At 60.1% G+C, this 26,696-nt stretch carries 29 protein-coding genes and 1 riboswitch; of the genes, 7 read left to right on the top strand and 22 right to left on the bottom strand.

Features of this window, described 5'->3' with window-relative positions; translation table 11 throughout:
• Positions 1-3: 3 nt before the first annotated feature.
• Complete coding sequence (locus tag RYA97_RS01385; protein WP_003314637.1) at positions 4-531, bottom strand: DUF2059 domain-containing protein; 528 nt, start codon at positions 529-531, stop codon at positions 4-6.
• Between the two features lie 169 nt (positions 532-700).
• On the opposite strand from RYA97_RS01385, the gene RYA97_RS01380 reads away from it, so the two are divergent.
• Together RYA97_RS01380 and RYA97_RS01375 are read left to right on the top strand one after the other, a co-directional pair.
• Entirely contained in the window at positions 701-2,095 is a 1,395-nt protein-coding gene (locus tag RYA97_RS01380) for a class II fumarate hydratase (protein ID WP_002554581.1), read from the top strand.
• Entirely contained in the window at positions 2,088-2,702 is a 615-nt protein-coding gene (locus RYA97_RS01375; RefSeq protein ID WP_002554582.1) for an NAD(P)H-dependent oxidoreductase, read from the top strand. Before RYA97_RS01380 ends, RYA97_RS01375 begins: the two co-directional genes overlap by 8 nt.
• An 18-nt stretch (positions 2,703-2,720) precedes the next feature.
• On the opposite strand, the gene RYA97_RS01370 is transcribed toward RYA97_RS01375, so the two are convergent.
• On the bottom strand, positions 2,721-3,680 hold the full coding sequence (locus RYA97_RS01370) for a DMT family transporter (RefSeq protein ID WP_005744715.1): 960 nt from the start codon (positions 3,678-3,680) through the stop codon (positions 2,721-2,723).
• Positions 3,681-3,780: 100 nt separating this feature from the next.
• Positions 3,781-4,380, bottom strand: a complete 600-nt coding sequence (locus RYA97_RS01365; protein ID WP_010200054.1) for a tRNA-uridine aminocarboxypropyltransferase — start codon at positions 4,378-4,380, stop codon at positions 3,781-3,783.
• A 225-nt stretch (positions 4,381-4,605) separates the two neighbouring features.
• Here RYA97_RS01365 and RYA97_RS01360 point away from each other — a divergent pair, with 225 nt between their 5' ends.
• The gene (locus RYA97_RS01360; protein WP_117139689.1) at positions 4,606-4,899 is read left to right on the top strand and encodes a hypothetical protein; all 294 of its coding nucleotides are present in this window, start codon (positions 4,606-4,608) and stop codon (positions 4,897-4,899) included.
• An 87-nt stretch (positions 4,900-4,986) separates the two neighbouring features.
• Here RYA97_RS01360 and RYA97_RS01355 read toward each other — a convergent pair whose 3' ends face one another.
• Complete coding sequence (locus RYA97_RS01355; RefSeq protein ID WP_101165338.1) at positions 4,987-5,109, bottom strand: PA1414 family protein; 123 nt, start codon at positions 5,107-5,109, stop codon at positions 4,987-4,989.
• A 199-nt stretch (positions 5,110-5,308) separates the two neighbouring features.
• Positions 5,309-6,673: a DNA recombination protein RmuC gene (gene rmuC / locus RYA97_RS01350; protein WP_162836993.1), complete on the bottom strand. Its 1,365-nt coding sequence runs from the start codon at positions 6,671-6,673 to the stop codon at positions 5,309-5,311.
• Positions 6,674-7,420: 747 nt separating this feature from the next.
• Between rmuC and RYA97_RS01345 the strand changes: the two genes are divergently transcribed.
• The 3 genes from RYA97_RS01345 to RYA97_RS01335 all read left to right on the top strand — a co-directional run bounded on the left by RYA97_RS01345 (position 7,421) and on the right by RYA97_RS01335 (position 9,951).
• Complete coding sequence (locus RYA97_RS01345) at positions 7,421-7,726, top strand: hypothetical protein (RefSeq protein ID WP_002554587.1); 306 nt, start codon at positions 7,421-7,423, stop codon at positions 7,724-7,726.
• Between the two features lie 480 nt (positions 7,727-8,206).
• Positions 8,207-8,425: a hypothetical protein gene (locus RYA97_RS01340; protein ID WP_002554588.1), complete on the top strand. Its 219-nt coding sequence runs from the start codon at positions 8,207-8,209 to the stop codon at positions 8,423-8,425.
• Between the two features lie 242 nt (positions 8,426-8,667).
• Complete coding sequence (locus RYA97_RS01335; protein ID WP_002554589.1) at positions 8,668-9,951, top strand: OmpP1/FadL family transporter; 1,284 nt, start codon at positions 8,668-8,670, stop codon at positions 9,949-9,951.
• A 276-nt stretch (positions 9,952-10,227) separates the two neighbouring features.
• Here RYA97_RS01335 and RYA97_RS01330 read toward each other — a convergent pair whose 3' ends face one another.
• From RYA97_RS01330 to cobO, 13 genes are all read right to left on the bottom strand, one after another.
• Positions 10,228-10,779, bottom strand: coding sequence for a glutathione peroxidase (locus RYA97_RS01330; RefSeq protein ID WP_002554590.1), 552 nt, complete (start codon positions 10,777-10,779; stop codon positions 10,228-10,230).
• 61 nt (positions 10,780-10,840) lie between these two features.
• Positions 10,841-10,963: a hypothetical protein gene (locus RYA97_RS01325; protein ID WP_002554591.1), complete on the bottom strand. Its 123-nt coding sequence runs from the start codon at positions 10,961-10,963 to the stop codon at positions 10,841-10,843.
• The gene (locus RYA97_RS01320; protein WP_004657250.1) at positions 10,960-12,168 is read right to left on the bottom strand and encodes an MFS transporter; all 1,209 of its coding nucleotides are present in this window, start codon (positions 12,166-12,168) and stop codon (positions 10,960-10,962) included. Before RYA97_RS01320 ends, RYA97_RS01325 begins: the two co-directional genes overlap by 4 nt.
• Positions 12,169-12,264: 96 nt before the next feature.
• Complete coding sequence (locus RYA97_RS01315; protein ID WP_117139690.1) at positions 12,265-12,996, bottom strand: adenosylcobinamide-GDP ribazoletransferase; 732 nt, start codon at positions 12,994-12,996, stop codon at positions 12,265-12,267.
• A gap of 1 nt (position 12,997) precedes the next feature.
• Entirely contained in the window at positions 12,998-13,570 is a 573-nt protein-coding gene (gene cobC / locus RYA97_RS01310; protein WP_005744722.1) for an alpha-ribazole phosphatase family protein, read from the bottom strand.
• A complete protein-coding gene (gene cobT, locus RYA97_RS01305) occupies positions 13,567-14,619 on the bottom strand; it encodes a nicotinate-nucleotide--dimethylbenzimidazole phosphoribosyltransferase (protein ID WP_046832724.1) in 1,053 nt (350 codons plus the stop codon). The genes cobC and cobT overlap by 4 nt, the downstream gene beginning before the upstream one ends.
• Positions 14,616-15,137 (bottom strand): bifunctional adenosylcobinamide kinase/adenosylcobinamide-phosphate guanylyltransferase, encoded by a 522-nt coding sequence (cobU, locus tag RYA97_RS01300; RefSeq protein WP_004643289.1) that lies wholly within the window; start codon positions 15,135-15,137, stop codon positions 14,616-14,618. The genes cobT and cobU overlap by 4 nt, the downstream gene beginning before the upstream one ends.
• Positions 15,138-16,598 carry a cobyric acid synthase gene (locus RYA97_RS01295; protein ID WP_117139691.1) on the bottom strand — a complete coding sequence of 487 codons (1,461 nt, stop codon included), beginning with the start codon at positions 16,596-16,598 and terminating at the stop codon, positions 15,138-15,140.
• Positions 16,595-17,599 carry a threonine-phosphate decarboxylase CobD gene (cobD, locus tag RYA97_RS01290; protein ID WP_117139692.1) on the bottom strand — a complete coding sequence of 335 codons (1,005 nt, stop codon included), beginning with the start codon at positions 17,597-17,599 and terminating at the stop codon, positions 16,595-16,597. Before cobD ends, RYA97_RS01295 begins: the two co-directional genes overlap by 4 nt.
• Positions 17,592-18,500: an adenosylcobinamide-phosphate synthase CbiB gene (gene cbiB, locus RYA97_RS01285; RefSeq protein WP_057458659.1), complete on the bottom strand. Its 909-nt coding sequence runs from the start codon at positions 18,498-18,500 to the stop codon at positions 17,592-17,594. Before cbiB ends, cobD begins: the two co-directional genes overlap by 8 nt.
• Entirely contained in the window at positions 18,497-19,147 is a 651-nt protein-coding gene (gene bluB, locus RYA97_RS01280; RefSeq protein WP_004657236.1) for a 5,6-dimethylbenzimidazole synthase, read from the bottom strand. The genes cbiB and bluB overlap by 4 nt, the downstream gene beginning before the upstream one ends.
• Positions 19,144-20,439 carry a cobyrinate a,c-diamide synthase gene (locus RYA97_RS01275; RefSeq protein WP_004657233.1) on the bottom strand — a complete coding sequence of 432 codons (1,296 nt, stop codon included), beginning with the start codon at positions 20,437-20,439 and terminating at the stop codon, positions 19,144-19,146. Before RYA97_RS01275 ends, bluB begins: the two co-directional genes overlap by 4 nt.
• Before the next feature lie 25 nt (positions 20,440-20,464).
• Positions 20,465-21,076 carry a cob(I)yrinic acid a,c-diamide adenosyltransferase gene (gene cobO, locus RYA97_RS01270; RefSeq protein WP_002554602.1) on the bottom strand — a complete coding sequence of 204 codons (612 nt, stop codon included), beginning with the start codon at positions 21,074-21,076 and terminating at the stop codon, positions 20,465-20,467.
• Between the two features lie 90 nt (positions 21,077-21,166).
• A riboswitch (cobalamin riboswitch) is annotated at positions 21,167-21,381 on the bottom strand.
• Positions 21,382-21,500: 119 nt separating this feature from the next.
• On the opposite strand from cobO, the gene RYA97_RS01265 reads away from it, so the two are divergent.
• Positions 21,501-22,829 (top strand): PQQ-dependent sugar dehydrogenase, encoded by a 1,329-nt coding sequence (locus RYA97_RS01265; RefSeq protein ID WP_016981440.1) that lies wholly within the window; start codon positions 21,501-21,503, stop codon positions 22,827-22,829.
• A 778-nt stretch (positions 22,830-23,607) separates the two neighbouring features.
• Here RYA97_RS01265 and RYA97_RS01260 read toward each other — a convergent pair.
• From RYA97_RS01260 to hda, 4 genes are all read right to left on the bottom strand, one after another.
• Positions 23,608-24,153 carry a C40 family peptidase gene (locus RYA97_RS01260; protein WP_004657225.1) on the bottom strand — a complete coding sequence of 182 codons (546 nt, stop codon included), beginning with the start codon at positions 24,151-24,153 and terminating at the stop codon, positions 23,608-23,610.
• Between the two features lie 90 nt (positions 24,154-24,243).
• Positions 24,244-24,966, bottom strand: coding sequence for a C40 family peptidase (locus RYA97_RS01255; RefSeq protein ID WP_002554605.1), 723 nt, complete (start codon positions 24,964-24,966; stop codon positions 24,244-24,246).
• Between the two features lie 75 nt (positions 24,967-25,041).
• On the bottom strand, positions 25,042-25,806 hold the full coding sequence (locus RYA97_RS01250; RefSeq protein ID WP_057405662.1) for an NAD-dependent deacylase: 765 nt from the start codon (positions 25,804-25,806) through the stop codon (positions 25,042-25,044).
• On the bottom strand, positions 25,800-26,504 hold the full coding sequence (gene hda, locus RYA97_RS01245) for a DnaA regulatory inactivator Hda (RefSeq protein WP_002554607.1): 705 nt from the start codon (positions 26,502-26,504) through the stop codon (positions 25,800-25,802). Before hda ends, RYA97_RS01250 begins: the two co-directional genes overlap by 7 nt.
• Positions 26,505-26,696: the final 192 nt, after the last annotated feature.

Raw genomic sequence — 26,696 nt, 5'->3', positions numbered from 1 at the left:
CTGTCAGGGCTTTTTGGCAGGAGCTGGAGCGGCTGCCTTGGCAGGTTCCAGTTCGGCAGTCATGTCAGCCAGAAGTTTGTTGACGACCGGCACTGCGCTTTCCAGCTTGCTTTGGGTCAGTTGGGCCGATTGCTGAGCCAGCTCAGGCATTTTGGTCATCACTTTCTTGCCCAGCGGAGACTGGTAGAACGCAACCAGGTCCTTCAGCTCGCTTTCAGTGAAATTGGCGGTGTACAGCTTGACCATCTCAGGCTTGAGCTTGTTCCAGCCAATAGCCTGGTCCAGAGCCGTGTTGGCCTTGGCCTGATAGGTTTCAAGCAGGGCTTTTTTCGATGCAGGTGCCTTGGTTTCAGCAAAACGCTGAGCGAACATCTGCTGAACCTGCGCATAGACCGGAGCGCCCAGGCGATCGGCGTTGGCAAGCTTCAGGAACGTTTCGGCGCTCGCGTTGTGACTGGCGGTGTCGGCGAAGACCTGGCCGCTGGCACAGACCAGGGCTACCGCGGTACAAATGGCACGAAGACGGGTCATCGAGTTTCCTTATCTAGCAAACGAGGCATTACCCCAGGGCCGACCATTCTGCGCTTATCTGGGCTTTTGGCTCAACCCCCGGTTCACCCAGCGGTTAAAAAGCACTGCGCGGGAACCCTGTAGGCATATGGACACCTAACCCTGCAACGCACTTAAAGGAGTAAGAACAGTGAGCCGCACCGAAACCGACAGCATTGGCCCGATCGAAGTCCCCGAAGATGCCTACTGGGGCGCGCAGACCCAACGCTCACTGATCAATTTTGCGATTGGCGATCAGCGTATGCCACTGCCCGTTCTGCACGCGCTGACCCTGATCAAGAAAGCCGCGGCACGCGTCAACGACCGTAACGGCGATCTGCCCGCCGACATTGCCCGCCTGATCGAACAGGCCGCCGATGAGGTGCTCGACGGTCAGCACGACGCGCAATTCCCGCTGGTGGTCTGGCAGACCGGCAGCGGCACGCAAAGCAACATGAACGTCAACGAAGTGATCGCAGGCCGAGCTAACGAACTGGCAGGTCAGGGCCGTGGCGGTAAATCACCAGTTCACCCCAACGATCACGTCAACCGCTCGCAAAGCTCCAACGACTGCTTCCCGACAGCCATGCACATCGCCACTGCCCAAGCGGTCAAGGAACAGCTGCTGCCCGCCATCGCCGAGCTTTCCAGCGGGCTTGCCGAACAGGCTGCGCGGCACATGAAACTGGTCAAGACCGGGCGCACGCACATGATGGACGCGACGCCTATCACCTTTGGCCAGGAGCTGTCGGGGTTTGTCGCGCAACTGGATTACGCAGAAAAGGCCATTCGCGCTGCGCTTCCCGCCGTCTATGAGCTGGCTCAGGGCGGTACTGCGGTCGGTACCGGGCTCAACTCGCCGAAAGGCTTCGCCGAGGCCATCGCAGCAGAGCTGGCTGCACTGTCCGGGCTGCCGTTCGTCACTGCGCCCAACAAGTTCGCCGCACTGGCCGGTCACGAGCCGCTTGCAGCACTTTCCGGCGCACTGAAGACCTTGGCCGGAACCCTGATGAAAATCGCCAACGACCTGCGCCTGCTGGGTTCCGGCCCGCGTGCCGGGCTGGCCGAAGTCAGGCTGCCAGCCAACGAGCCCGGCAGTTCGATCATGCCCGGCAAGGTCAACCCGACCCAGTGCGAAGCCTTGTCGATGCTCGCCTGCCAGGTCATGGGCAACGACGTGACCATCGGCTTCGCCGCCAGCCAGGGCCACCTGCAACTGAACGTCTACAAGCCGGTGATCATCCACAATGTGCTGCAATCGATCCGCTTGCTGGCCGATGGCTGCAGCAATTTCAATGAACACTGCATTGCAGGCATGCAGCCGGATGCTGAAAAAATGGCTGAGCACCTGGAGCGCGGACTGATGCTGGTTACTGCACTCAATCCGCATATCGGTTATGACAAATCGGCGCAGATTGCCAAGAAGGCTTACACCGAAGGCCTGACCCTGCGTGAAGCCGCATTGGCGCTGGGTTATCTGACCGATGAGGAGTTCGACGCCTGGGTGCGTCCGGACAAAATGCTCGAGGCAGGCAGTAATGGCTGATGCCAGAAGCGGCGCAACGCCACTGGAAGGTAACGGCAAACGGATTCTGATGGTTTACGGTACGCCGAAAGCCATCAGCCTCTGCCATGCCCTTGGTGAAGCCTATGCACAGGCTGCGCGCAGTGAGGGGCATGTGGTGCGGGAGCTCAAGCTGGGCGAGCTGGATTTCGATCCTATTCTGCACAACGGCTACGATCAAACCCAGACACTTGAACCGGACCTGCTCGACGCCCAGCGCCAGATTCACTGGGCCGAGCATCTGGTATTCGTCTATCCCGTCTGGTGGGGTGGCTTGCCGGCGCTACTGACGGGCTTTTTCGACCGGGTACTGACGCCCGGTTTTGCGTTCAAGACCCACGGCCGCAAGCATTCCTCCAATGAGCTGCTCCGAGGCCGCACTGCGGAGCTGCTGGTCGCCATGGACACGCCGCCACGCTATTTTCAATGGATTTACGGCGCGCCGGCTCACCGGCAGATGGTGCGGACGATATTGGGCTTTTGCGGGATAAAAACCAAACGCCTTAGCGAATTTGCCCCAGTGCACAGTGCCAGCGAACAGCAACGCCAGGAATGGATTCTCCAGGCACAGGCACTGGGCAAGCGCTGATCTGTCCGGGCGGTGAATTCAGGCCTGTGCGAGCCTTGCCTTGCGCGCTCTGAGGCCAGCGACCAGTGAAGGGCCAAGCGCGGTCAGCGCCGACCCCGTCACCACCAGCAGCGCGCCGCCGTAACCCATCACGTTCAATTCCTCTGCCTGCACATAATCAGGCCATAGCCACGCTGCGGCAGCCACGGCGGTCAGCGTAACCAACGGCGTCAACGCAAGCGTCGCGCTAACCCGTGATGCCTCCCAATGCGCCAGCGCCTCAGCGAAAGCACCGTAGGCCACCAGCGTATTCAGACAGCAGGCGAGCAGCAACCAGCCCTGCAACGGGCTCAACAATAACGCCTCGGCGGGGTGCGCCCAAGGCGTTAGCAACAGCGCACAGAACAGGTAAATCACCATCATCACCTGCAGCGAATTCCACACGGTCAGGAGCTGCTTCTGGCTCAATCCATAGAACGTCCAGATGGTCGAGGCCAGGAGCACCACCAGCACACCAAGGGTGTAATCGCCCAACGAGGTGAACAGCTCCACCAGACGCTGATTGAAAAAGAAGCCGAAACCGATCAGCAAGACGGCCAGACCAATGCCCTGCCCCAGACTGAAACGTTCCTTGAACAAAAAGATACTGCTGATCAACAGGAAGATCGGGCCGACCTGAACCAGTAATTGCGTGGTACCGGGGCTCAGCAGCCGCAAGCCGATGAGGTACAGCACGTAGTTGCCGACCAGGCCGAATACCGCCAGCCCCACCAGTACCTGCCCCTTGCGTCCCAGCACCTTGAAGCTGGGCAGGCGCTTGACCGACGCCAGCCAGATGAACAACAGCGCGCCGGAAACAGCCAGGCGAAACCAGGTCACAGTGACAGGGTCCATCACCTGCAGAACCTGCTTGAGCTTGATTGGCAGAATGCCCCAGAGCAACGCAGTCAACAACGACAGACAAAGGCCATAGACCCAGCGACCAGACGAGATGTGCATTGAACCTTCCGCAAGAGATAGAACCAGTTGCTCATTCTAGGCGCTGATCTGCAAAGCAACAGTTACAGCTGGGCGCAGTTAACGCCGCCAATTGTGTTCTTTACCCCTGACCGCCGTGATTGCGCTGATACGTCTCGCTGCCCATTGCCTGAATCTGACCTTCGATCAAGGCGTCGAAAGGCTTCAGCAGCGCCTCGAAAGAGCGTGGCGCTTCCAGCGTCTGCAACGTATGAACGATAGCCTCAAGCGTCGATAAGGCATCCGGACCCGGCGCTTTGCGCAAGCGATAACGCGAAACCGGCACAATGCCTGGTGTGACCCTTGGCAGGCCCGCCAACAAGGGGTTGAGGTGTAGCAGTTTGCGCGCCTTGCGCCAAGTGCCATCCGGCACGACCAGCAACATGGGCAGCGAGTTCTGCACATAGGGCAGCAACGTCTCGGCAGCGTCACCCGGAAACAGCAACCGCACCTGATAGCCGGGCGGGTTCAAAAGCGTTTGCAGATCATCGAACACTTCCCCCACACGCAACTGCGCATTGACCAGACCCAGTGCGGCCAGTCGCGCCGTATTCAACGCATGGCCGGCTTCATCGGGATGCTGCAGGATCAACACTCGCGTGCGGCTGTCCAGTTGCGGAATCAAGGCGCAGAGACAGTGCGGGACGGGACGCAGGCAACGTTTACAGCGGGCGCGGGGCATCGGTTCTTACTCGGACAATCCAAAAAGGTTAAAACATGCCGCGCTGCGCCATGACCTTGAGCTCATCACAACCGCCTGTCGAACTGCGGCGCAGTTTAACCGGATAGTCCCCATTGCGCGGGGGTAAACCGTAGCTGCAACAGCGATTTGAGCTAGCCTTGAGGTCTGGGCTGGTGAAATGAAGTACGCCTGCTGAATCTGACAAGATCAACCTCAGGGGCTCTCATGAATCGCGAAGAAATCAAACAGAAGGTGTTTGACGCGCTAGGCATCATTCTAGTGGATAAAAGCATGATTCACGAAGGTGCCACCTTCATCGACCTGGCTTTTGAGGACGATGACATAGAGTGCCTGTTCGCGGCGCTGGGGGACGTCTTCAACTTCGCGTTTCCTGACCAGATCAAGGAACAGGCCATCACAAAGCCCGAGGACCTTTCCCTGCACATGATCATCGAGCTAATTCTGTTAATGGGAAGCGAAGGCAACAAAACCAAGGAAAAACCTGAACATCGGCATTGAATGCCAGCCCTTGTATCGGGACACTCCTGTGCGTCCCGACCAGATTCAATATGCGCGCTGCCCAGCGAAGAGGGTCAGGCGAGAGGTTTACCGGCGTTGGCGACGACGATCATCATCGGCACGAACCGGAATGGGCTGCAGTTTTGGTCGTTCTATAAGACCCAATGCAACGCCTGCGTCATGGAGCCATTCTTGCAGTTTGCTATTCATAGAGCCCCCTTGAGGGAAATACCCGGCAGTCAATCTGTACACATCACTCACTAGAGATCATAGAAGCAAAATGAACCGTTAGCCGAGTGCTACGGAAAACAATTTTCCGATAGAGCCAATGTGACATTTGTACAGGCTCGCTTCTAGTCTTTGCGACGGACGGCCTGTTACTGAACGTTGCGCCGACGAGCCAAACTGATCATTCAGGCGGACTGATCAGGCCGTCATTGTCAGTCATAGCCCGTTCGAGCAAGTCCGCGGGCAGACTCTTGCTGGCACGCGCACCCAGCAGCTTGAGTTGCTCGCTACGACTTATCAGGTTGCCGCGCCCCTCCGTCAGCTTGTTGCGCGCCGCCGAGTAGGCCTTGTCCAGTTGCTGCAGACGGTTGCCTACCTCGTCCAGATCCTGAATGAACAACACAAACTTGTCGTACAGCCAACCTGCCCGCTCGGCAATCTCGCGCGCGTTCTGGCTCTGACGTTCCTGCTTCCACAGGCTGTCGATGACCCGCAAGGTGGCCAGCAGTGTGGTGGGGCTGACAATCACGATGTTGCGATCAAAAGCTTCCTGAAACAGATTCGGCTCCGCCTGCAAGGCTGCAGAAAAAGCCGCTTCGATAGGCACGAAGAGTAGAACGAAATCCAGACTGTGAAGCCCCTCAAGACGCTTGTAATCCTTGCCCGAGAGGCCTTTGACGTGATTGCGCAGCGACAGCACATGTTGCTTGAGCGCAGCCTGACCGATAACGTCGTCATCAGCCGATACGTACTGCTGATAAGCCGTCAGGCTGACCTTGGCATCGACCACCACTTGTTTGTCACCGGGCAGCATGATCAGCACATCAGGCTGAAAGCGCTCGCCATCCGGCCCCTTGAGGCTTATTTGCGTCTGGTATTCACGGCCCTTTTCAAGCCCGGCATGCTCCAGCACCCGCTCAAGAATCAGTTCACCCCAGTTACCCTGGGTCTTCTGCCCTTTCAGGGCGCGCGTCAGATTGGTGGCTTCATCGCTCAAACGTTGATTCAACTGCTGCAGACGCTCCAGCTCCTTCGCCAGCGAAAAACGTTCGCGGGCTTCGTTCTGATAACTTTCCTCGACGCGCTTTTCGAACGACTGGATGCGCTCCTTGAGCGGTGTGAGCAATTGCCCCAGTTGCTGCTGGCTGGTTTCGGCAAAACGCTGCTCACGCTCATCAAAGATCTTGCCTGCCAACTCGGCGAACTGCGCGCGCAGCTCATCCCGGGAACCCTGCAGGTCATTCAGGCGCTGCTGATGGCTGTCCTGCTGTTCACGCAACTCGGCATTCAATGCCGCGCACTGCGCATCCAGACGACGCAACTCGGCTTCTCTGCCGGCACGCTCATGATTCCAGGCATGCGCCGTTTCGCGAGCGCTATCGCCTTCCTGACGCAGCAACTCGACCTCGCGCCGCAGCGCTGCAAGGTCGGCCTGTTTGGCCGCATTGGCCTGGCTGAGGTCACTCACCTCGTCGCGGCAGGCATCCAGTTGCGCATTGAGGCCTTCCTGCGCCATCTGCGCCATGCTCAGGCGCTCGTCCAGCAGCGCGCTCTCGGCCTGACGAAGTGCCAGACGACGCTGCAACTGCCAGAGCAATGCCAACAAGGGCACAGCAGCTGCAGCAAGCCCCAGTAACAGGCTGTTCAGGTCCAGTGCCATAAAGACTCCATGCAGGCTGAATCATCGCCAGCGGCAGTGTGGGTAAGCGCGTGATAGTGCAGCAGAAACGTCGTCTAGGGCGAGGCAAGATCAACAGGCGGGGGCAAATCGGGGGAACGGATTGTACGCGCTTTCAGCAACGTGCACAGCCCCCATTTCGGGGACATTTCAGCCGGGACAATCCACAGAAGCTGTGGATAACTCAGTGGACAACCCCCCTTTAACTTCCGCAAACGCAAGCAGGATGCGGCCTGCGCTCAAACTGACGATTTTTTCACCAGCTAAAAAAAACGATGTTTTTCATTGACTTAATAATTCACCATCATAAATCAAACCCTTAGCAACGCTTGTGACAGTGATATGGCAGCTTGTTCAGCTAATGTGCACAACTCCTTGCCGGGGCTCTTTTCAGCCATTTCGGGCATCATATGATTGTTGCTCGATTGCATCTTATTCTCAATGAATACGTGGCTTTCAGCAGCCTTTCAACCACTGGGATCGACCTGTCGCCGACGCAGTCCACACCTCACCAGACGCCTTGAAAACAATGCAGGCGACAAATCATGCATCTCGCGGTCCAATCACTGCCAAAAAAGACCAAATATCAGCCACCAAGGATTCAGTGAAGGCCCCATGAAGGAGATAGTGAAGTTCTTCCTGCTGCTGATGGCCGTCTGCATCGTCGCCCTGGCCACCAGTATTGTCCTGCCACCGCCGGACGGCGGCGTCTTCGCCTACAGCGTGCTGTTGTCTGCAATTGCCCTGCTACTGATCATCTGCAGCGACCTGAGCAATGGACGTATCAACAAGACAGGCGACATCATGCGCGCCATCGAAGGCCGCAAGTCCCTGCGGCTGACCATCGCTGCCTACCTGCTCGGGTGCTCAATGGTCGCATCCGTGACCGTGCTGATCTACCGTATGGTGGGGCACTGGTGAATTTTATTTACCGACGCTTGCAATACTTCGAAATGGCGGGTAGCATCACCGCCGTTAGTACCAAGCTGAAAATCAATTCCGGTCGACAAGTCCCCCGACAGAAACTCCTCCATGCGGCGAGAATGTTGGCAACAAGGGATCGACCACCTCGATGGTTTCCAGACATGAACCTTTCGCGCTGATGCACCATTTGGGGTGACAGTGCAGTCATGGCTCTCATGGTCTGCTTCAACCAGCCTGCAATTGATCAGGATCTTCACCCGGAGCGTAGAACCTTTGCTCCTGTTGTGTTGCCTGCCCTCCTAAGTACCTACCGGTCAGCCAGAGCGCCATACGATAAAGCGCGCTTCAACTGCCTGTCTTTGTTCCAGTCAGGTTCTCCGCCCAGCCAGGCTTTTGTATCAAATGTCGGCCTGCGTTTACTGGAATCTTTATTTATGCACGGTATTGTTCCGTGTTGTTTCAGGAAACACCTTGAATATGAATACTCAAACCCAACACGCAATTCACACATTGACCAATGCTTTTGCCCCGATGAACTGCCTGATCATGGCCGCTCGCAAAGGCTGTTTCAGTTTTACAATCGTCAACGAACACGGCATCGCCCGTCACAGCGAACGCCTGTACCCCGATCAGTACGCAAGCGCCGAACCGCTGCAAGCCGTGATCGAGCGTACTCGTCAAGCACTCATCGCCTGACGCAAACGATTCACCGCTCGCCAAAAGCCCCGCCCTGCAAAGCGGGGCTTTTTTATGCCCGCTCTATATTGAATTGACGACATTAACCAATGTGCAGCACTGGGACTTCGTCTAAATTGCAATTCCCACGGCTTCATCAAGATTGTCCTACAAGAATAGCTCTAAATCGGGCTCCTCAGCCTATAGCGCGCCATCGAAAATGTTGGTAATTTTCGACCGGTGAACAACAAGGAGTTCTAATAATGAAAATAATGACAAAAACACTGAACCGGACAACACTTGGACTCGCCCTGGGTCTGGCTTCTTCTCAACTGCTTGCAGCCGGTTTTGCCCTCAACGAACAAAGCATCAGCGGTATGGGCACCGGCTTTGCAGGTCGCTCCTCGTCAGCCGATGACGCAAGCACCGTATTCGGCAACCCTGCCGGCATGTCCCGAATCAAACGCGAACAAATCAGCGTCGGCGCCGCAGCCGTGATTGCCAAGACCGACATCGACAACGGTCGCGGCACATTCGGCGGCAGCAACGACGGTGACATGGTTCCGGTGGTCGGCGTGCCAATGGGCTATTACGTCAAACCTATCGATGATCACTGGGCATTTGGTCTGGGCGTGTACGTCCCGTTCGGCCTGGTCACTGATTACGAAAAAGGCTTTGCCGGCCGCTACTGGGGCGACAAGAGTCACGTCCAGATCGTGACCTTCCAGCCAACTGTCAGCTATGCATTCAATGACAAGGTTTCCATCGGTTTCGGCCCGACCATCAACCGCATCGACGGTGAACTGACCTCGGCAACATTGAACGCCGCAACACCGGGCCGTAATGACGGCAAGGTAAAGATCGAAGGCGATGACACCGCAATCGGCTTCAATGCCGGCATTCTGGTGCAGGCTACCGACACCACTCGTCTGGGCCTGACTTACCACTCCAAGGTCGATTACAAGCTCAAGGGCAAGACCAAGATCGAAGGCTCGGGCTTCGGCCCGTTCGGCGGCCAGAAGTACGATGCTTCGCTGGACATCTCCACGCCTGAGTCGGTGGACTTCTCTATCACCCAGCAACTCGACGAGAACTGGACTGTTTACGCAGGCAGTACCTGGACTCGCTGGAGCCGCCTGCAGGACATCACCGTCAACAACGATGGCGTCCCTGCTCTGCTGGGCGGTTCTGCCGGCCCAATCGGCACCATCACCGAAGAACAGAACTGGCACGACACCTGGGCGCACGCCATCGGTGCCTCGTACAAGGTCAATAAAGAGTGGACCCTGCGCACAGGTTTCTCCGTTGATCAGTCGCCGACCAACAACGTCAACCGCTCCCCACGCATCCCGACTGGCGATCGCAAGATCATCAGTTTCGGCGCAGGCTGGAGCCCGACCGACGACCTGACCATCGACGTGGCGTACTCGTACCTGCGTGAAGACGAAACCAAGATCCGCGACTCAAGCGCGACCAAAGGTTCGTACAGCGCTGACTACCGCAACACCGCTCACGGCCTGGGCACTTCGGTTACCTATCGCTTCTGATAGCAACTGCCAGACTGAAAAAAGCCCGCAACCAGTAATGGTTGCGGGCTTTTTATTGCGTGCCTGATGCGCTCAGATCCGCATTGATTGACTGCCGTACAGATACTCCGCGTCATTGACTGGCTACTGTACAGATGCTCCGCCTCATGACTGACTATCGTGCCGACGCTCCGCGTCGGCATGCAGTTCTGGACGCTCTGCGTCCTCTTTGTGGCGCTCCGCGTCACACAAGGCTTCTGCGATGTCAGGCAGATTCAGACAACACTCAAGCCCGCCCTAAGGCTTCGACGCAATCGCCTTTTCAATGGCTGCGATCAGCTCAGGATCATCCGGCTTGGTCATGCTGGAGAAGTTGGCAATGACTTTACCCTGGCGATCAACCACGTACTTGTAGAAATTCCAGCGCGGCGCACTGCTTTGCTCGGCCAGCACCTTGAACAAATGGGTCGCATCATCGCCGCGCACGGCCTGCGGCTCGGTCATGGTGAAAGTCACGCCGTAATTGACATAGCAGACCTTGGCGGTCTCCTCACCATCCTTGGCTTCCTGTTTGAAGTCATTGGACGGCACGCCCAACACCTCAAGCCCCTGCCCCTTGTAGCGCTGACTCAGCTCTTCAAGCCCTTTGAACTGTGGGGCAAAGCCACAGAAACTGGCGGTGTTGACCACCACCAGCGGCTTGCCGGCAAAGCGTTTGCACAGGTCGATGTTTTCCTTGGCGCGCAGCTTGGGCAACTCGCCCTGCAGCAGCGGCGGACAGTCGGCAGCCATTGCAGCGCCACTCATGGCCAGCAGCAGAAGAGGAATCGAAACAAAGCGAATGTTCATCATGGCGGCCCTGGATAATGTTGTCGTTTGTCGACACGCTACCCCATGCCAGGCTGTCTGCCTAGCAAGCGCCCATTCCCAGTTGCAACGCAGCCAGCCCAACGTGCTGCCAGGCCCACCAGACCAGCCCCAACACCACCGCGCCTGCGAGCACCGCCGCCAGTAGAGGCCAGCGACGGCTCATGCCAGGCTACCCTGCGCCTGCAACCTGGCCACCGGGCGCTCACGCACCGGCCAGTTCAACGCGGCGGCCAGCAGACTCAGCAGTATCGAGACTTGCCAGACGAGGTCGTAGTTGCCGGTACGGTCATACACCAGCCCGCCCAGCCAGCCGCCGAGGAATGCGCCTAACTGGTGAAACAGAAAGACGATACCGCCCAGCATCGACAGGTTACGCACACCAAACAGTGTCGCGACCGTGCCGTTGGTCAGCGGCACAGTCGACAGCCACAGCAGGCCCATTGCTACGCCGAACAGATAGGCAGTGGTCTGGCTCAACGGGGCCCAGAGAAACAACACGATCACCACCGCGCGCAACAGATAAAGCGCGGTCAACAATCGAGGTTTGGACATGCGCCCGCCCAGCCAGCCAGCGGTGTAAGTGCCAAAGATATTGAACAACCCGATCAAGGCCAGCACCGTTGTACCGACCTTGGCAGGCAAGTGTTGATCCACCAGATAGGCCGGCAGGTGCACGCCGATGAACACCACTTGAAAGCCACAGACGAAGAAACCCAGTGCCAGCAGCCAGAACCCCGAATGCGAGCAGGCTTCACGCAGCGCCTCGCCCAGCGTCAGCTCGATGCCGGTAGACACGCTCGGCGTATCCTTGAGCATGCCTACCAAGGGCAGGATCAGCGCCACCATCACGCCCAGCACCAGCAAGGCACCAGACCAGCCCAACCAGCTGATCAAACCCAGTGTGCCGGGCAACATGGCGAACTGGCCGAATGAACCCGCCGCGCTGGCGATCCCCATGCCCATGCTGCGTTTTTCCGCAGGCAGCGCGCGCCCGACGACACCCAGAATGACCGAAAAAGACGTGCCGGACAGACCAATACCGATCAGCAAACCAGCACTAAGGGAAAGACTCAGAGACGAATCAGCCATACTCATGCACAACAGCCCTGCCGCATACAGCACACCGCCAACGAAGACGACTTTGGCCGCGCCAAATCGATCTGCCAGCGCCCCGGCGAACGGCTGCGCCAGACCCCACATAAGGTTCTGCAAGGCGATGGCAAAGGCAAAGACCTCACGCCCCCAGCCAAAATCCGCGCTCATGGGCGCCAGAAACAGGCCGAAACCGTGCCGCGTGCCCAGCGAAAGCGCAAGGATCAACGCACTGCCCAGCAGAACCCAGCCGCTGGTACGCCAGATCGATGTCATGGTTAAGCTCCCTGCACTTTGTTACATGGTTTTACCTGCGAATCGCGAAGCTACGCGCTGCCGGTAAAAGCTGTCAACAAAGCGTTGTGCAGGGTCTCAAAGCAGCGCCAGCGTCAGCAGCACCGCCAATTCCAGCAGCTCGAGCAATGCCCCGGCCGTATCGCCGGTGCAGCCGCCCAGACGGCGCATCATCAACTGCCGCAGCCAGAAGAAACAAACGGCGCAGACCAGCAATACAGCTACCCCTGACCAGCCAGCGAGCAGCACGCACGCAATGGCAGTGGCGGCCAAAACCTTGCGTCCAGGGCCACGCGGCAGGTGATCGGCGAGCGCCTGCCCCAATCCCCCGGAACGCACATATGGTGTGCCCAGAAAAAGCCCAAGCATGGCAGCGCGTCCGATCAGCGGCGCCAACAGCAGCCCGATACTGCTGTGACTTTCGATCAGCGCCAGAATCGCTGCAAATTTGAGCAGCAGCACCAGCACCAGCGTGGCCACGGCAATCGGCCCGCTACGCGGGTCCTTCATGATCTGCAAGGTAAGTTCGCGATCACCACAACCGCCCAGCCAGGCGTCGGCACTGTCGGCCAGACCGTCCAGATGCAAGCCGCCACTGAGCAGCACCCAGGCGCTGAGTACCAACGCGGCATGCAGCATGAGCGGCGTACCACTGAGTAGCGCGCTGAAACCCAGCAGCAGCATGCCGAACACCACGCCTACCAGCGGGTAGAACAACAACGAACGCCCAAGCTCTTCCGGGCGCGGCATGCCGGGCAGACGAATGGGCAGGCTGCCGAGAAATTGCAGGGCGATCCAGAACGGCAGCATCTCAGACCTCCGTGATTACGCCATCAGCAGCGACCTGAATCGACAGCAGTGCGCCATGGCCGACCACCACCTGCAACAATTGCTCACGCGGCAGACCGCGCGCCTGCGCCAGCAGCAGGCGCATTACACCGCCGTGACTGACCAGCAACACGCGTTCATCGGCATACGACTTATGCAGACGCGCCACCGCATTCAGCACCCGTGTCGAAAATTCGATCACTGGCTCGCCATTGGGCGGCGTGAAGGCGTAGGGATCGGCCCAGAACAGGCCCAAGCCTTCGGCATCGGTTTCCATGAGCTGCGCAGGGCTGTGGCCTTCCCAGTCGCCGAAATGCAGCTCCTGCAAACCCGGCTCCAGTTGCATGGGCAGCGACAGGCGCTGCGCCAGCTCTTCGGAAAAACGTGCACAGCGCTGCAAAGGCGAGCTGACAATCCGTTCCCAGGGACCGCCATCGGCCACTGCCGCACGCATCTGCTGCCAGCCGAGTTCGGTCAGAGCATCGTCGAGGCTGCCGCGCAGACCACCGCCCAGTTCTGTTTCGCCATGACGCAGCAAGTCCAGACGCAAGGTCATGCGGGGCGATCCGCCACTGCCGCTTCGGCAAACGTTGCCATGCCGTTGTGCAACTCACAGGCCAGACGCACCAACGGCACCGCCAGGGCTGCGCCACTGCCCTCGCCCAGACGCAAGCCGAGGTCCAGCAGCGGTTCGGCCTGTAGCGTTTCCAGCAAGTGCCGGTGGCCCGGTTCGGCGCCACGGTGGCCGAACAACAGCCAGTTGCGGCAAGACGGATTCAGGCGCACCGCCACCAACGCGGCCACGCTGCAAATGAAACCGTCGACCAGCGCCACGATGCCTTCCTGCGCACAGGCCAGATAAGCGCCGGTCAGCGCGGCAATCTCGAAACCACCCAGGCAGAACAGGCTATGCAGCGGGTCGCCCGCCTGCTCGGCATGCAGCGCCAGTGCGCGTTCGATGACACGGGTCTTGTGCTCGATGCCCTCGGCGTTCAGCCCGGTGCCGGGACCGACCAGCAACGGCGCGGCACATTCCAGCACCGAGCAGGCGACGGCGCTGGCCGCCGTGGTATTGCCGATGCCCATCTCGCCACCGATAAACAGCTCGGTGCCGATCGCCTTGGCGCGCAACACGCTGTCGCGCCCGGCCTGTAGAGCAGCAAGCCCCTGTTCGGTGCTCATGGCTGGCCCGTGGGCGAAATTGGCGGTGCCCGCGCCGATGCGCAAATGACGCACGCCCGGCAAATCCAGAGGCGCCACGGTACCCAGATCCACCACGTCCAGCTGCGCCGAGAGCTGGCGCGCCAGCACGCTGATCGCTGCGCCACCGTTGACGAAGTTATGCAGCATCTGGCCGGTGACTTCCTGTGGATAGGCCGATACACCTTCGGCCACCACACCATGATCGCCGGCAAAGATCGCGATCCACAATTTGTCGGCAGCCGGACGCTCGCGCCCTTGCAGGCCGGCAAGCTGTACCGCCAGACGCTCCAGTTGTGCCAGCGAACCCGCCGGCTTGGTCAACTGTTGCTGACGGGCCAGTGCCGCCTCGCGCATCGGTACATCAATGGCCTGTGCAGGCTTGAGCCACCAGGAATTACTCATAGCGCGGTTCCTTTCAACGTCAGGGGCAAGCCGGCAACGGTCAACACGACACGCTGGCAACGCTCGGCCAGCGCCTGATGCAACAGGCCGGCTTCATCGACATAGCGACGGGTCAGTTCGCCGAGCGGCACGACGCCAAGCCCGGTTTCGTTGCTGACAAAAATGATTTCACCCGGCAGCCCGGCAAGGCTGTCGAGCAGGGATTCACGTTCTTGAAGCAGGCGCTCGGGGTTGTCGAGCATCAGTAGATTGGTCAGCCAGAGGGTCAGGCAATCGACTAGCAGGCAGCAATCGGGCGCCGCATTTTCGCGCAGCACCCGCGCCAGCTCGAGCGGCTCTTCGACCAACCCCCAGTGTTCGGGGCGACGGGCGCGATGGCTGGCCACGCGCTGATTCATTTCGCCGTCCAGAGGCTGACTGGTGGCGATGTAGGTCACCTTCAGCGTGCTGTCGGCGGCCAGTTTTTCCGCCAGGCGACTCTTGCCGGAACGCGCGCCGCCGAGGATCAATTGCAGCATTCAGTTCGCCTCCAGGCCACACAGTTCGCGAAGCAATGGGCCGTCCAGGTGTTTTTCCACCAGGTCCGCCAGACGTTCGATGTCGCGCTCGCGCAGGGCGTGATAGTCGACGGACTGCACGTTCGCCAACCCCGCCCAGCGCAGTAACGCGCTACAGGCCGCAGGTGATTCGAACAGGCCGTGCAGGTAAGTCCCGAGCACCTGCCCGTCGACACTCTGCGCGCCATCGCAACGCCCGTCGTCCAGTTGCACGGCAGCCTGCTCCAGCGCCGGCCCTGTCGTTACCCCGGCATGAATTTCGTAGCCGCTGACCTCGGCGTCTTCCAGGGTCAGACGACCGCGCACATTGCGCAGTTGCTTTTCCGCTTCCAGCACCGTGCTCATTGCCAGTAGGCCAAACCCGGCGCTGGACCCGGCTGCGCCTTCCAGCCCGAGAGGATCGTGCACCTGCTCACCGAGCATTTGCAGGCCGCCGCAGATCCCCATCAGCTTGCCGCCATAACGCAAATGCCGCTCGATGGCGGTGTCCCAGCCACTGTTGCGCAGGTAGTTCAGATCGCTGCGCACGCTTTTCGAGCCGGGCAGAATGATCAGGTCCGCAGGAGGAATCGCCTGGCCGGGACCGATGAACTGCAGATTGACCTGAGGATGCAGGCGCAGCGGGTCGAAATCAGTGTGATTACTGATGCGAGGCAGCACCGGGACCACCACGTTCAGCACATGCTCGACCTTGTCGGTCTGACGCTGGTCCAGGCCGTCTTCGGCCTCCAGGTGAAGGTCCATCACGTAAGGCAACACGCCAACCACCGGCTTGCCAGTGCGCGCCTCCAGCCAGTCCAGGCCTGGCTGCAGCAAGGCGATGTCGCCGCGAAAACGATTGATGATGAACCCCTTGACCCGCGTCTGTTCGCTGGGCGACAGCAACTCCAGCGTGCCGACCAGATGGGCAAACACCCCGCCGCGATTGATGTCGGCAATCAATAGCACCGGGCAGTCGACCGCCTCGGCAAAGCCCATGTTGGCGATATCGTTGGCGCGCAGGTTGATCTCGGCCGGAGAGCCCGCGCCTTCGACCATGATCACCGGGTAGCTTTCACCCAGCCGCTGATGCGACTCCAGCACCGCCTGCATGGCGATCTCTTTATAGCCGTGGTAAGCCACCGCATTCATGGTAGTGACGGCGCGACCGTGAATGATCACCTGCGCACCGGTATCACTGTTGGGCTTGAGCAGCACCGGGTTCATGTCGGTGTGCGGCTGCAGAAAGCACGCCTGCGCCTGCACCGCCTGGGCGCGGCCGATCTCGCCGCCGTCTGCAGTCACCGCGCTGTTGAGCGCCATGTTCTGCGGCTTGAACGGCACGACCTTGACGCCCTGACGAGTCAGCCAGCGGCACAGGGCCGTCACCAGAGTGCTTTTGCCGGCATCGGAGGTGGTGCCTTGTACCATCAGCGTGGTCATGGGTATTCCTTGCGGTATTCAAGCAGAACATCGTGCAGCCGCAGCCAGTCGGCCTCCTCACGGGGCAGACCGAAACGCAGACTGGACGACTCGGAGGTGTCACCCTTGAACAGACGCAGCAGCACGCCGCGCCGCGCACAAAACTCATAGAGCGTCTGCGCCTCAGGGGTCACCAGCCATTGGAACAGCGCACAGCCGCCTTGCGTGGCCAGGGCGTAGCGGTCGAGCAACGCCACCAGCCGGTCGCGGGCCTGATCACAGCGCTCACGTTGACGCGCCTGCCCCTGCTGATCATTGAGGCACACCTGACCGATGATTCGTGTTGGCCCGCTGACCGACCATGGGCCGATTTCCTGCGCCAGCATCCTCAGCAATACCGGCTCGGCCATGACAAAACCGAGCCTGACACCGGCCAGGCCAAAAAACTTGCCGAACGAGCGCAGCACAATCAGCCCGGTGCGCCACGTTTCGGCAGCCAGGCTCAGGCCCGGCGTGTTATCCATAAACGCTTCATCGACGACCAGCCAGCCACCGCGCTCGGCCAGTCGTGCATGCCATTCCAGCAGGCGCTCGGCGCTCAGGTGCAGGCCGGTCGGATTGTTCGGATTGACCACCACCAGCACATCAAGAGAGTCGAGAAAGTATTCGACCTCCTGCTCGCCTACCTCGCGGACCACGAAGCCGTTCTTGCGCCATGCATGTGCATGCTCGGCGTAGCAGGGCGACAGCACGCCAACCCGACCTCCGCTGCGTAACCGCGGCAACGCTTGAATCGCGGCCTGCGAGCCGGATACCGGCAATAAGCGAGGTACGCCGTAATAGCGGCAGGCCGCTGCTTCCAGGCCATCATCGGTCTCGGGCAAACGCGCCCAGGCACGCGTCGGAATCTCCGGGATGGGCCACGACCAGGGTGCAATGCCCGTGGACAGGTCCAGCCAGTCAGCCAGTTCGATACCGTAATGCTGCGCTGCGGCGCGCAACCGCCCGCCGTGCTCAAGCATAGAATTCAGCCGCCACGCAGATGACCAGCAACCACAACCAGACGCCGCGCTGCACCAGTTGCCAGCCGCGATCAATGGAGTCTGCATCGGCAGGTGCACCTTCACCCAATTGCGGACGCTGATGCAGCTCGCCGTGATAGATCGCCGCCCCGCCCAGTTCGACACCCAGCGCACCCGCGCCAGCGGCCATCACCGGACCTGCATTCGGACTGTCCCAGGCCGGGGCCTGCGTACGCCAGCAGCGCAGCGCCAGCCGGGTCTTGCCCAGCAAGGCGTAAGTCAATGCCACAAGGCGTGCAGGAAGGTAGTTGAGCACATCGTCGATCCTTGCCGCAGCCCAGCCGAAACGCTCGAAGCGCTCGTTGCGGTAGCCCCACATGGCGTCCAGCGTGTTGCTCAGCCGGTACAGCACCACGCCGGGCGCACCGGCCACGACAAACCAGAACAGCGCGGCGAACACCGCATCACTGCCGTTCTCCAGCACTGATTCGGTAGCCGCGCGAGCCACTTCGGTGGCATCCAGTTCGCTGGTCTGGCGACTGACCAGATAACCGACCCGCTGGCGTGCCTCGACCAGATCGTCACTGCGCAACGCTTGCGCCACCGGCTGAACATGTTCGCCCAGGCTGCGCATGCCCAGCGCGCAATACAGCGCCAGAACCTCGACCAGCCAGCCAATACCGGGCAACCAGCTCAGTAGCGTGGCCAGCAGCGTCAACGGCACTACGGTGATAACCCAGGCGGTAACGCCATGACTGCGCCAGCCACGGCCACCGCTGTTGAAACGCTGCTCGACACGGCTGGCAAAACGCCCGAACGCCACCAGCGGATGCCATCGTTTCGGTTCACCGAGCAGCGCATCCAGCGCGACCCCGGCGACGCTCAACAGCGCCACACTCATTGATTCACTCCCCATTGATTCTCGTACAGCAGCTCGTGCAGCGGACGCGCCTGCGCCCAGCCTTCCATCACCAGCATTGGCGCAGGATAGAATTCCTTGACCGGCCCCAGGCAAATGATCGCCAGCGGCTTGGCGCCGTCAGGCATGCCCAGCAGTTCGGCCAGCGCCTCCGGGTCGAACAGCGACACCCAGCCCATGCCCAGGCCTTCTGCACGCGATGCCAGCCACAGGTTCTGGATCGCGCAGGACAGCGATGCCATGTCCATTTCCGGCAAGGTGCGGCGGCCGAAAATATGCTGTTCACGGCCTTCCATCAGTGCGGCGACCAACACCTCTGCGCAGTCATTGATTCCTTCGACCTTGAGTTTCATGAACTCGTCGGTGCGCTCGCCCAGTGCCTGGGCAGTGCGGATACGTTCATCCTCTACCTGCGCCTGCATTTTTCCGCGCAACGCCGGATCGCTGATGCGAATGAAGCGCCACGGCTGCATCAGCCCGACACTGGGTGCCTGGTGTGCGGCTTCCAGCAAGCGCGCCAGCAACTCGGGCGCCACCGTGCCGCCGACGAAGTGGCGCATGTCGCGACGCTCGGCGATGGCCCGGTACACCGCAGCCCGCTCTTCAGGGCTGAACGCTTGTTCGGTCATGGTTTGAACAGCGCCGCAATCGCCTGAGGGCAGGAAGGGAAATAGAAATGCACGTAGGAAGCGGTCAGACGACCCAGGCGATAGACTGCCTCTGCGCCACGCCCGCCGTTGGGGCTGACGCCACGGGCAATCGGCTGCAACTCGGTGCTGGTCAGCGAATGGTGGTACGTGTGACCGTGCAGCGTGCCCTCGGGCAATTCAACCGCTTGCAAGGCCAGCGCCGCCAGACGCTTCTGCATGACCGCCTCACCGGACAGCAAGCCGACCAGTTCGGCGCGCACGCCCTCCACATCGGTCAAGGCTTCGAGTAAATAAAGCATGCCGCCGCACTCGGCCAGAATCGGCTTGCCAGCGATATGGTGCGCCCTGATCGACGCCTGCATCGTCAGGTTTTCCGCCAGCGCAACGTGATGCAGCTCCGGGTAACCACCCGGCAGGTACAGGCTGTCGGCGTCGGGAAGCTCGCGGTCATGAATCGGCGAGAAGAAACTCAGCTCTGCGCCCATGTTTCGCAGCAAGTCCAGGCTTGCGCCGTACAGAAAGGCAAAGGCCTCGTCGCGGGCAATGGCGATGCGCACACCGCTGAGCAACGGCTCGACCTGAACCGGGTCGGGCGCGGTAAAGGTTACGGCTGGCGGCAAGGCCACTTCGCAGGTGCTGGCCAGCGCGGCGGCAGCCATGTCCAGCCGCACGTCCAGATCATTGAGTTCGCTGGCCTGGACCAGCCCCAGATGGCGGCTGGGCAATTCGAAACCGACTTCCCGGGACAGTGCGCCATACCAGCGCAGGCCTTCGGTCAGACTGTTCTCCAGCAACTGCGCGTGGCGTACCGTACCAACCCGATTGGCCAGCACGCCGGCAAACGGCAGATCCGGCTGATAACGCGCCAGCCCGAGCGCCAGCGCGCCAAACGTCTGCGCCATCGCCGTGCCGTCGATCACCCCCAACACCGGTACGCCAAAGTGGCGGGCCAGATCAGCGCTGGACGGTGTGCCGTCGAACAAACCCATGACGCCTTCGATCAGGATCAGGTCTGCCTCATCTGCGGCTTCCCACAACAGGCGACGGCTTTCGTCGGCACCGACCATCCACATGTCCAGCTGGTAGACCGGTGCGCCGCTGGCCCGCTCAAGAATCATCGGGTCGAGAAAATCCGGCCCGCACTTGAACACCCGGACCTTGCGGCCCTGGTTGCGGTGCAAACGTGCCAGTGCCGCGGTGACGGTAGTCTTACCTTGCCCGGAGGCAGGCGCGGCGATCAAAACCGCCGGGCAATCGCGCGGAGCTCTCATTGCAGTGTGCTCAATGATGAAGGGTTCAAAGCTCGATACCTTTCTGCGCCCGTATACCGGCCTGAAACGCATGCTTGACCACGCCGATATCGGAAACCGTATCAGCCAGGTCGATCAATTCGGGTTTGGCACCGCGGCCGGTCACCAGCACATGCTGCATCGGCGGGCGGGCCTGCAGGTCACTCAGCACCTGTTCAAGGTCGAGGTAACCATGCTTGAGGGCAATGTTCAGTTCGTCGAGCACCACCAGACCAATGGCCGGGTCGCGAAGCATTTCCCGAGACACGGCCCAGGCGGCTTCGGCAGCGGCAATGTCACGCTGGCGATCCTGGGTTTCCCAGGTGAAGCCCTCGCCCATCACGTGATAGCGCACCTGCTCGGGGAAACGGCGGAAAAACATTTCTTCGCCAGTGCTGTTGCGGCCCTTGATGAACTGCACCACGCCGCACTGCATGTCGTGGCCCATGGCCCTGGCAAGCATGCCGAATGCCGAGCTGCTCTTGCCTTTGCCGTTGCCGGTCAAGACCAGCAGCAGGCCGCACTCGTTGGGTGAGCTGGCAATGCGCTCGTCCATCACGGCTTTCTTGCGCAGCATGCGCGCCAGATGGCGTTCGTCGCGTTCGGGGGATTCGTTCATCCGGGTTCTCCGCTCGTGGCAGTCGACAACAGACGGAAGGACAGCACTGGACAGCACGGCAACGCCCTGCACAGAGCATCACCCTCCGTGATGCCATTGAGTGGTTCAGGCCGGTCTCCGGGCTCATGAGCGGGTTACCCCGGCTGCGCGCCTTCCCATGTCGAAACACAGTGGCGTCAGGCACAGCCTTGACTCATTTACCGTTGCGGGGGCAGCGCCGGGATCGGATCGATTGATCCACACCGGCTTCCCTGTTTCACCCTGCCAATCAAGGATTGCAGAGCACCTGAAACAAACCGCGAAGGGTAGAGGGTTGGGCTGGGAGCGTCAATCGACACCGACGCTGTGAAACGTGATTGAACCCAGACGGTTCGCAGTGCCTCTATCAATTATCGGACCACGCCCTTGTTTATGGAGATTCACCATGTTCAGACTCAGACCCCACTACGCAGTGTTGCTTCTGGTTGCCGGTGGCCTCGCTGCCTGCGGCGAGTCTTCGACCCTGCAAGTCTCGGATGGAACAGGCCCCTCGCCCAAACTGCCGGAGCCTAACAAGACGCTGATCCCGACCGTCAACATCGCCCCTGCCGTAGGCTGGGAAAAAGGCGCAAAACCGGTCGCCGCGCCGGGCACACAAGTGGCAGCGTTCGCCGAAAACCTCGACCACCCGCGCTGGCTGTATGTATTGCCCAATGGCGACGTGTTGGTGGCGGAAACCAATTCGCCGGCCAAACCGGATGATTCCAAGGGTATTCGCGGCTGGGTAATGGAAAAAGTCATGGGCCGCGCCGGTGCGGGCGTGCCAAGCGCCAACCGCATTACTCTGCTGCGCGACATGGACAAGGACGGCGTCGCAGAGACCCGCACCGTGTTCCTGCAAAACCTCAATTCGCCGTTTGGCATGACGCTAGTGGGCAACAAGCTCTATGTCGCCGACACCGACCGCCTGATCAGCTTCCCGTATGAAGCGGGCCAGACCTCGATCAGCGCGCAGCCGACCAAAGTGGTCGACCTGCCGGGCGGCACGCTCAACCATCACTGGACCAAAAACGTCATCGCCAGCAAGGATGGCAGCAAGCTGTACGTCACAGTGGGCTCCAACAGCAACGTGGCCGAGAACGGCATGGACAAGGAAGAAGGTCGTGCAGCCATCTGGGAAGTGGACGCTGCCACCGGCAATCACCGCATTTTTGCCTCGGGCCTTCGCAACCCCAACGGCATGGACTGGGAACCCAAAACCGGCAAGCTGTGGACGGCGGTCAACGAGCGTGACGAAATCGGCAGCGACCTGGTGCCAGACTACGTGACCTCGGTGCAGGATGGCGCTTTCTACGGCTGGCCCTACAGCTACTACGGCCAGCATGTCGACGAGCGCGTCAAACCGCAGAACCCGGCACTGGTCGCCAAGGCCATCGCACCGGATTACGCAGTCGGCCCGCATACGGCCTCGTTAGGATTGGTATTCGCCGATGGCAAGACACTGGCGGCGCCGTTCAACGAAGGCCTGTTCATTGGCCAGCACGGCTCATGGAATCGCAAACCGCACAGCGGCTATAAAGTGGTGTTCGTGCCCTTCAGCGGCGGCAAGCCCAACGGTGCTCCGGTCGATGTGCTGACCGGTTTCCTCAACAAAGACGAAAAAGCCATGGGCCGCCCGGTTGGCGTGGTCAATGATCAGCGCGGCGGCTTGCTGGTGGCAGATGATGTCGGCAACAAAATCTGGCGCGTGACCTCGGCCAAGGCAGCTCAATAACGCTGAGCGTAGAGGGTTGACGCAGAGCGTCGTACGTTAGTTGAGTTATCGTTCCGCACGCTCCAGCGTGGGAATGCAGTTCTCGACGCTCCGCGTCGCACGATAGTTGCGATGATCGTTCCGCACGCCTGGAAAGGCATGTCGACGCAGAGCGCCGTACGGCAGTTGAGATGATCGTTCCCTACGCTCCAGCGTGGGAATGCAGTTCTCGACGCTCCGCGTCGCACGATAATTGCGATGATCGTTCCGCACGTCCGGATCGATATGTCGACGCAGAGCGCCGTACGATAGTTGAGATTATCGTTCCCTACGCTCCAGCGTGGGAATGCAGTTCTCGACGCTCCGCGTCGCAAGAGGACGCGGAGCGTCCGGAAAGGCATGCGACGCGGAGCGCCGCACGATAATTGCGATGATCGTTCCGCACGTCCGGATCGATATGTCGACGCAGAGCGCCGTACGGCAGTTGAGATGATCGTTCCCTACGCTCCAGCGTGGGAATGCAGTTCTCGACGCTCCGCGTCGCAAGAGGACGCGGAGCGTCCGGAACGGCATGCGACGCGGAGCGTCACACGATAATTGCGATGATCGTTCCGCACGTCCGGATCGATATGTCGACGCAGAGCGCCGTACGGCAGTTGAGATGATCGTTCCCTACGCTCCAGCGTGGGAATGCAGTTCTTGACGCTCTGCGTCGCAAGAGGACGCAGAGCGTCCGGAAAGGCATGCGACGCGGAGCGCCGCACGATAAGTTCTGGTCAGACCGCGAGCAGGCGACGCGCTATGGCCGAATCTGCGCCAGACTGGACGGCTGAATGACGCGCTTGGCGTTGAGGTAGGCTTTCTGCCAGTAAGGCTTGTCGAGGCTGTCGAGCTTGACCGTGCCGCCGCTGGCCGGGGCATGTACGAAGCGGCCTTCGCCGACGTAGATGCCCGCGTGGGACACCTGCGAGCCGCCCGAGGTGGCGAAGAACACCAGATCTCCTGACTGCAATTGCTCGCGACGGATATTCGGCGCACCCATCACGATCATCTCGCGCGTGGAACGCGGCAGGGAAATGCCCGCGGCATCACGATAGACATAACCTATAAGACCGCTGCAATCAAAACCGGAGTCAGGCGTGTTGCCACCCCAGCGATAAGGCGTGCCAACCAGCCCCAACGCACGAAACAGCACGTCTTCGGCAGCCGGAGAAAGAATCTGAGGGGGAGCAGTGACCACCGGACGCTGAACGACCCGGGGAGCTTTGGGCGGTGGCGGCGCACTGGCGCAGGCACCCAGTAACGCAGCAACAGAAATAACTATCAGGCGCAACGCAATCGACATAACCACAACAACCTATCCGGATGCGGCTTACGCTGCCGAGAAGCTCAAAAACGCAGAAAGACCCGAAGGTCTTGTTCTGCGCGTTCTATTTTATTTACGCCGCTTTGGCGCGGTCTTGACTGTAGTCGAAGTCATCGCCGTTGTCTGCGTGGCATCAGGTGTCGACTTCACCGCGACTGTACCCGGTGCCATTGCCAGAGGCCGCTTGGCCTCGATAAAGGTCTTGCTCCAGTAGGCGTCATCGAGGCTGTCGATGCGTACACCGCCACTGCGACGGCTGCTGGAGTGAATGAACTGCTGATTACCGGCGTAGATCGCTGCATGGCTTACGCGACCACGGCCACGGGTACTGAAGAACAGTACATCGCCAGGCTGAAGGTTTTTGCGCGATACCAGCGGTGCGTCAACGTTGATCATTTCACGCGTGGAACGCGGCAGGCTCATGCCAGCCTCTTCGCGAAACAGATAACCAATGAAGCCGCTGCAATCGAAACCCGAGGAAGTCGATGTGCCGCCGAACTTGTAACGAGTGCCGATCAGGGATTTGCCACGTTCCAGGATGCTGTCGGCCAGAACCGGCAGCTGGTAGGACTTGTTGTCGGCGAAGTGAGCAAGTTCGTCTTCGGTGGCAATCTCGTCCTGCAAGGCTGCGGCGTCGGCGCGACGTGCTGCGGACTGAGCGTTTGCCGCGCTCTGATAACGCGCAACGGGCTGAGCCTGTTCTTGCTGTGCGACCGGCATATTGGCCGAGCAACCGAAGAGGAATGTAACGAGTGCGAGAGGCACGAGGGGTGCGAAGCGAACAACCTGCATGGGCACAACCGTGGCTGACTAGTTAAGATGGCGAGACTATGCCTTTTATGAAGGTGATTTGCAAATTCAATCGAACTAGATGTGACTTATGAGTTCCGCCATGACATGTGCTGCCCGGCACTGCAAAAAGACGTCCATCTGCGCGCTGTGATCGGTCGGCTGCGGATTGATTTCTGCCGTAAAACCCCCGGAAACTCTGGTGCGAATGACAGGTTCGTGAATGTAGGGGAAGCTTGCTGTGGTACCGATACTCAGGACTGCGTCATAGCCTTTAGCCAGTTGTTCATACAGTGTTTCCAGTGCCTTTTCAGGGAGCATTTCCTGAAAAAGAACGACGGGCGGTCGCATAACGCCACTACATGCCGGGCATAAAGGGGGTAAAGGACGCTGCAAGTGCTCACTCAATTGCGGATCTTCAGCACCACAGGATTGGCAAAACAGTGGCGAGAGTTGCCCGTGAATTTCGATTAGGCGCTCCGGCGGGCTGCCAGCGGCGCGATGATAGCCGTCGACATTCTGGGTCAGCACCCAGCACTCGGGCTTGATGCGCTGCAACTGGGCGATGGCGTAATGCGCGACGTTGGGCTCACCTCCCAGACAGGCCTTGCCCAGCTCGGCGATGTATTTCCAGCACAGCTCGGGGTCACGGCGCAGCATGGGCCCGGACAAGGCCATCTCTATAGGCAGGCCGTCGTCGGTCTTGCCGTTGTACAGCCCGCCGACGCCGCGATAGGTCGGCAGGCCCGAATCAGCCGACAGGCCTGCCCCGGTGATCACCAGAATCCGTTGTGCATGGCGCAAGGCTGCCGCCGTTTGCATCAACAGCGCCTGATCTACCACCCCAGCGTCTCTTTAAGGAAGGGAATGGTCAGCTTGCGCTTTTCCTGGAGTGACGCTTGATCAAGGCGCTCAAGCAATTCGAACAGAGCGCTCATGCTGCGCGTACCACGCGTCAAAATGAAATGGCCTACCTCATCGGTGAGGTGCAGGCCGCGCCGTGACGCACGCAGTTGCAGCGCGCGCAGTTTGTCTTCGTCGGACAGGCCACGCATCTGGAATACCAGAGCCATGGTCAGACGGGATTTCAGATCGGGAAGTTTGACCGGCAGTTCGCGGGGCGATTTGGACGCTGCAATGAGCAGACGACGCCCGCTGTCACGCAAACGGTTGAACAGGTGAAACAGGGCTTCTTCCCACTCCGGCTTGCCGACAATGGCTTGCAGGTCATCCAGGCACACCAGTTCGTACTGTTCAAGATGGTCGAACAGCTCGATACCTTCATCGATAACTTCGGCAAGCGGCAGATACACCGCAGGTTCGCCCAGCTGCTCGAAACGCAGGCACGCAGCCTGAAGCAGGTGCGTGCGCCCTACTCCATCCTTGCCCCACAGATAGATGAGGCTTTCGGTCCAGCCAGCGTCGGCTTCGCACAGCCGCTCGACATAGCCGAGTGCAGCGGCATTGGCGCCTGGATAGTAATTGACGAAAGTGGCGTCATCACGCAGACGCACACTCAGGGGCAGCTGAATCGGTTTCATGCTGACTAACGGCTCATGCAAACCGTCAAGGGCCTCTGTGTAAAGAGCGCAAAGTTTATACCCGTGAAGCGGGTCGCACAATGCGACAGACCTCAAGCAAAATCAAAGGTTTGCGTCAGGGTGCGTAAAGCGCGGGTCGAGAAAGGGCGTTTTGACGTGATGCATGCATTGCCTGCACAAGCCTCTTCACCG

The sequence above is a fragment of the Pseudomonas syringae group sp. 26L6 genome, from assembly GCF_032587815.1.
Taxonomy (GTDB): Bacteria; Pseudomonadota; Gammaproteobacteria; order Pseudomonadales; family Pseudomonadaceae; genus Aquipseudomonas; species Aquipseudomonas amygdali.
This window is presented reverse-complemented; position numbering and strand designations above follow the sequence as displayed.

Excerpts from the sequence above, each read along its gene's own strand:
- RYA97_RS01385 (WP_003314637.1), bottom strand. The coding sequence starts at position 531 with ATGACCCGTCTTCGTGCCATTTGTACCGCGGTAGCCCTGGTCTGTGCC.
- RYA97_RS01375 (WP_002554582.1), top strand. The coding sequence starts at position 2,088 with ATGGCTGATGCCAGAAGCGGCGCAACGCCACTGGAAGGTAACGGCAAA.
- RYA97_RS01370 (WP_005744715.1), bottom strand. The coding sequence starts at position 3,680 with ATGCACATCTCGTCTGGTCGCTGGGTCTATGGCCTTTGTCTGTCGTTG.
- RYA97_RS01365 (WP_010200054.1), bottom strand. The coding sequence starts at position 4,380 with ATGCCCCGCGCCCGCTGTAAACGTTGCCTGCGTCCCGTCCCGCACTGT.
- RYA97_RS01360 (WP_117139689.1), top strand. The coding sequence starts at position 4,606 with ATGAATCGCGAAGAAATCAAACAGAAGGTGTTTGACGCGCTAGGCATC.
- RYA97_RS01355 (WP_101165338.1), bottom strand. The coding sequence starts at position 5,109 with ATGAATAGCAAACTGCAAGAATGGCTCCATGACGCAGGCGTTGCATTG.
- RYA97_RS01345 (WP_002554587.1), top strand. The coding sequence starts at position 7,421 with ATGAAGGAGATAGTGAAGTTCTTCCTGCTGCTGATGGCCGTCTGCATC.
- RYA97_RS01340 (WP_002554588.1), top strand. The coding sequence starts at position 8,207 with ATGAATACTCAAACCCAACACGCAATTCACACATTGACCAATGCTTTT.
- RYA97_RS01335 (WP_002554589.1), top strand. The coding sequence starts at position 8,668 with ATGAAAATAATGACAAAAACACTGAACCGGACAACACTTGGACTCGCC.
- RYA97_RS01330 (WP_002554590.1), bottom strand. The coding sequence starts at position 10,779 with ATGAACATTCGCTTTGTTTCGATTCCTCTTCTGCTGCTGGCCATGAGT.
- RYA97_RS01325 (WP_002554591.1), bottom strand. The coding sequence starts at position 10,963 with ATGAGCCGTCGCTGGCCTCTACTGGCGGCGGTGCTCGCAGGCGCGGTG.
- RYA97_RS01320 (WP_004657250.1), bottom strand. The coding sequence starts at position 12,168 with ATGACATCGATCTGGCGTACCAGCGGCTGGGTTCTGCTGGGCAGTGCG.
- RYA97_RS01315 (WP_117139690.1), bottom strand. The coding sequence starts at position 12,996 with ATGCTGCCGTTCTGGATCGCCCTGCAATTTCTCGGCAGCCTGCCCATT.
- cobC (WP_005744722.1), bottom strand. The coding sequence starts at position 13,570 with ATGACCTTGCGTCTGGACTTGCTGCGTCATGGCGAAACAGAACTGGGC.
- cobT (WP_046832724.1), bottom strand. The coding sequence starts at position 14,619 with ATGAGTAATTCCTGGTGGCTCAAGCCTGCACAGGCCATTGATGTACCG.
- cobU (WP_004643289.1), bottom strand. The coding sequence starts at position 15,137 with ATGCTGCAATTGATCCTCGGCGGCGCGCGTTCCGGCAAGAGTCGCCTG.
- RYA97_RS01295 (WP_117139691.1), bottom strand. The coding sequence starts at position 16,598 with ATGACCACGCTGATGGTACAAGGCACCACCTCCGATGCCGGCAAAAGC.
- cobD (WP_117139692.1), bottom strand. The coding sequence starts at position 17,599 with ATGCTTGAGCACGGCGGGCGGTTGCGCGCCGCAGCGCAGCATTACGGT.
- cbiB (WP_057458659.1), bottom strand. The coding sequence starts at position 18,500 with ATGAGTGTGGCGCTGTTGAGCGTCGCCGGGGTCGCGCTGGATGCGCTG.
- bluB (WP_004657236.1), bottom strand. The coding sequence starts at position 19,147 with ATGACCGAACAAGCGTTCAGCCCTGAAGAGCGGGCTGCGGTGTACCGG.
- RYA97_RS01275 (WP_004657233.1), bottom strand. The coding sequence starts at position 20,439 with ATGAGAGCTCCGCGCGATTGCCCGGCGGTTTTGATCGCCGCGCCTGCC.
- cobO (WP_002554602.1), bottom strand. The coding sequence starts at position 21,076 with ATGAACGAATCCCCCGAACGCGACGAACGCCATCTGGCGCGCATGCTG.
- RYA97_RS01265 (WP_016981440.1), top strand. The coding sequence starts at position 21,501 with ATGTTCAGACTCAGACCCCACTACGCAGTGTTGCTTCTGGTTGCCGGT.
- RYA97_RS01260 (WP_004657225.1), bottom strand. The coding sequence starts at position 24,153 with ATGTCGATTGCGTTGCGCCTGATAGTTATTTCTGTTGCTGCGTTACTG.
- RYA97_RS01255 (WP_002554605.1), bottom strand. The coding sequence starts at position 24,966 with ATGCAGGTTGTTCGCTTCGCACCCCTCGTGCCTCTCGCACTCGTTACA.
- hda (WP_002554607.1), bottom strand. The coding sequence starts at position 26,504 with ATGAAACCGATTCAGCTGCCCCTGAGTGTGCGTCTGCGTGATGACGCC.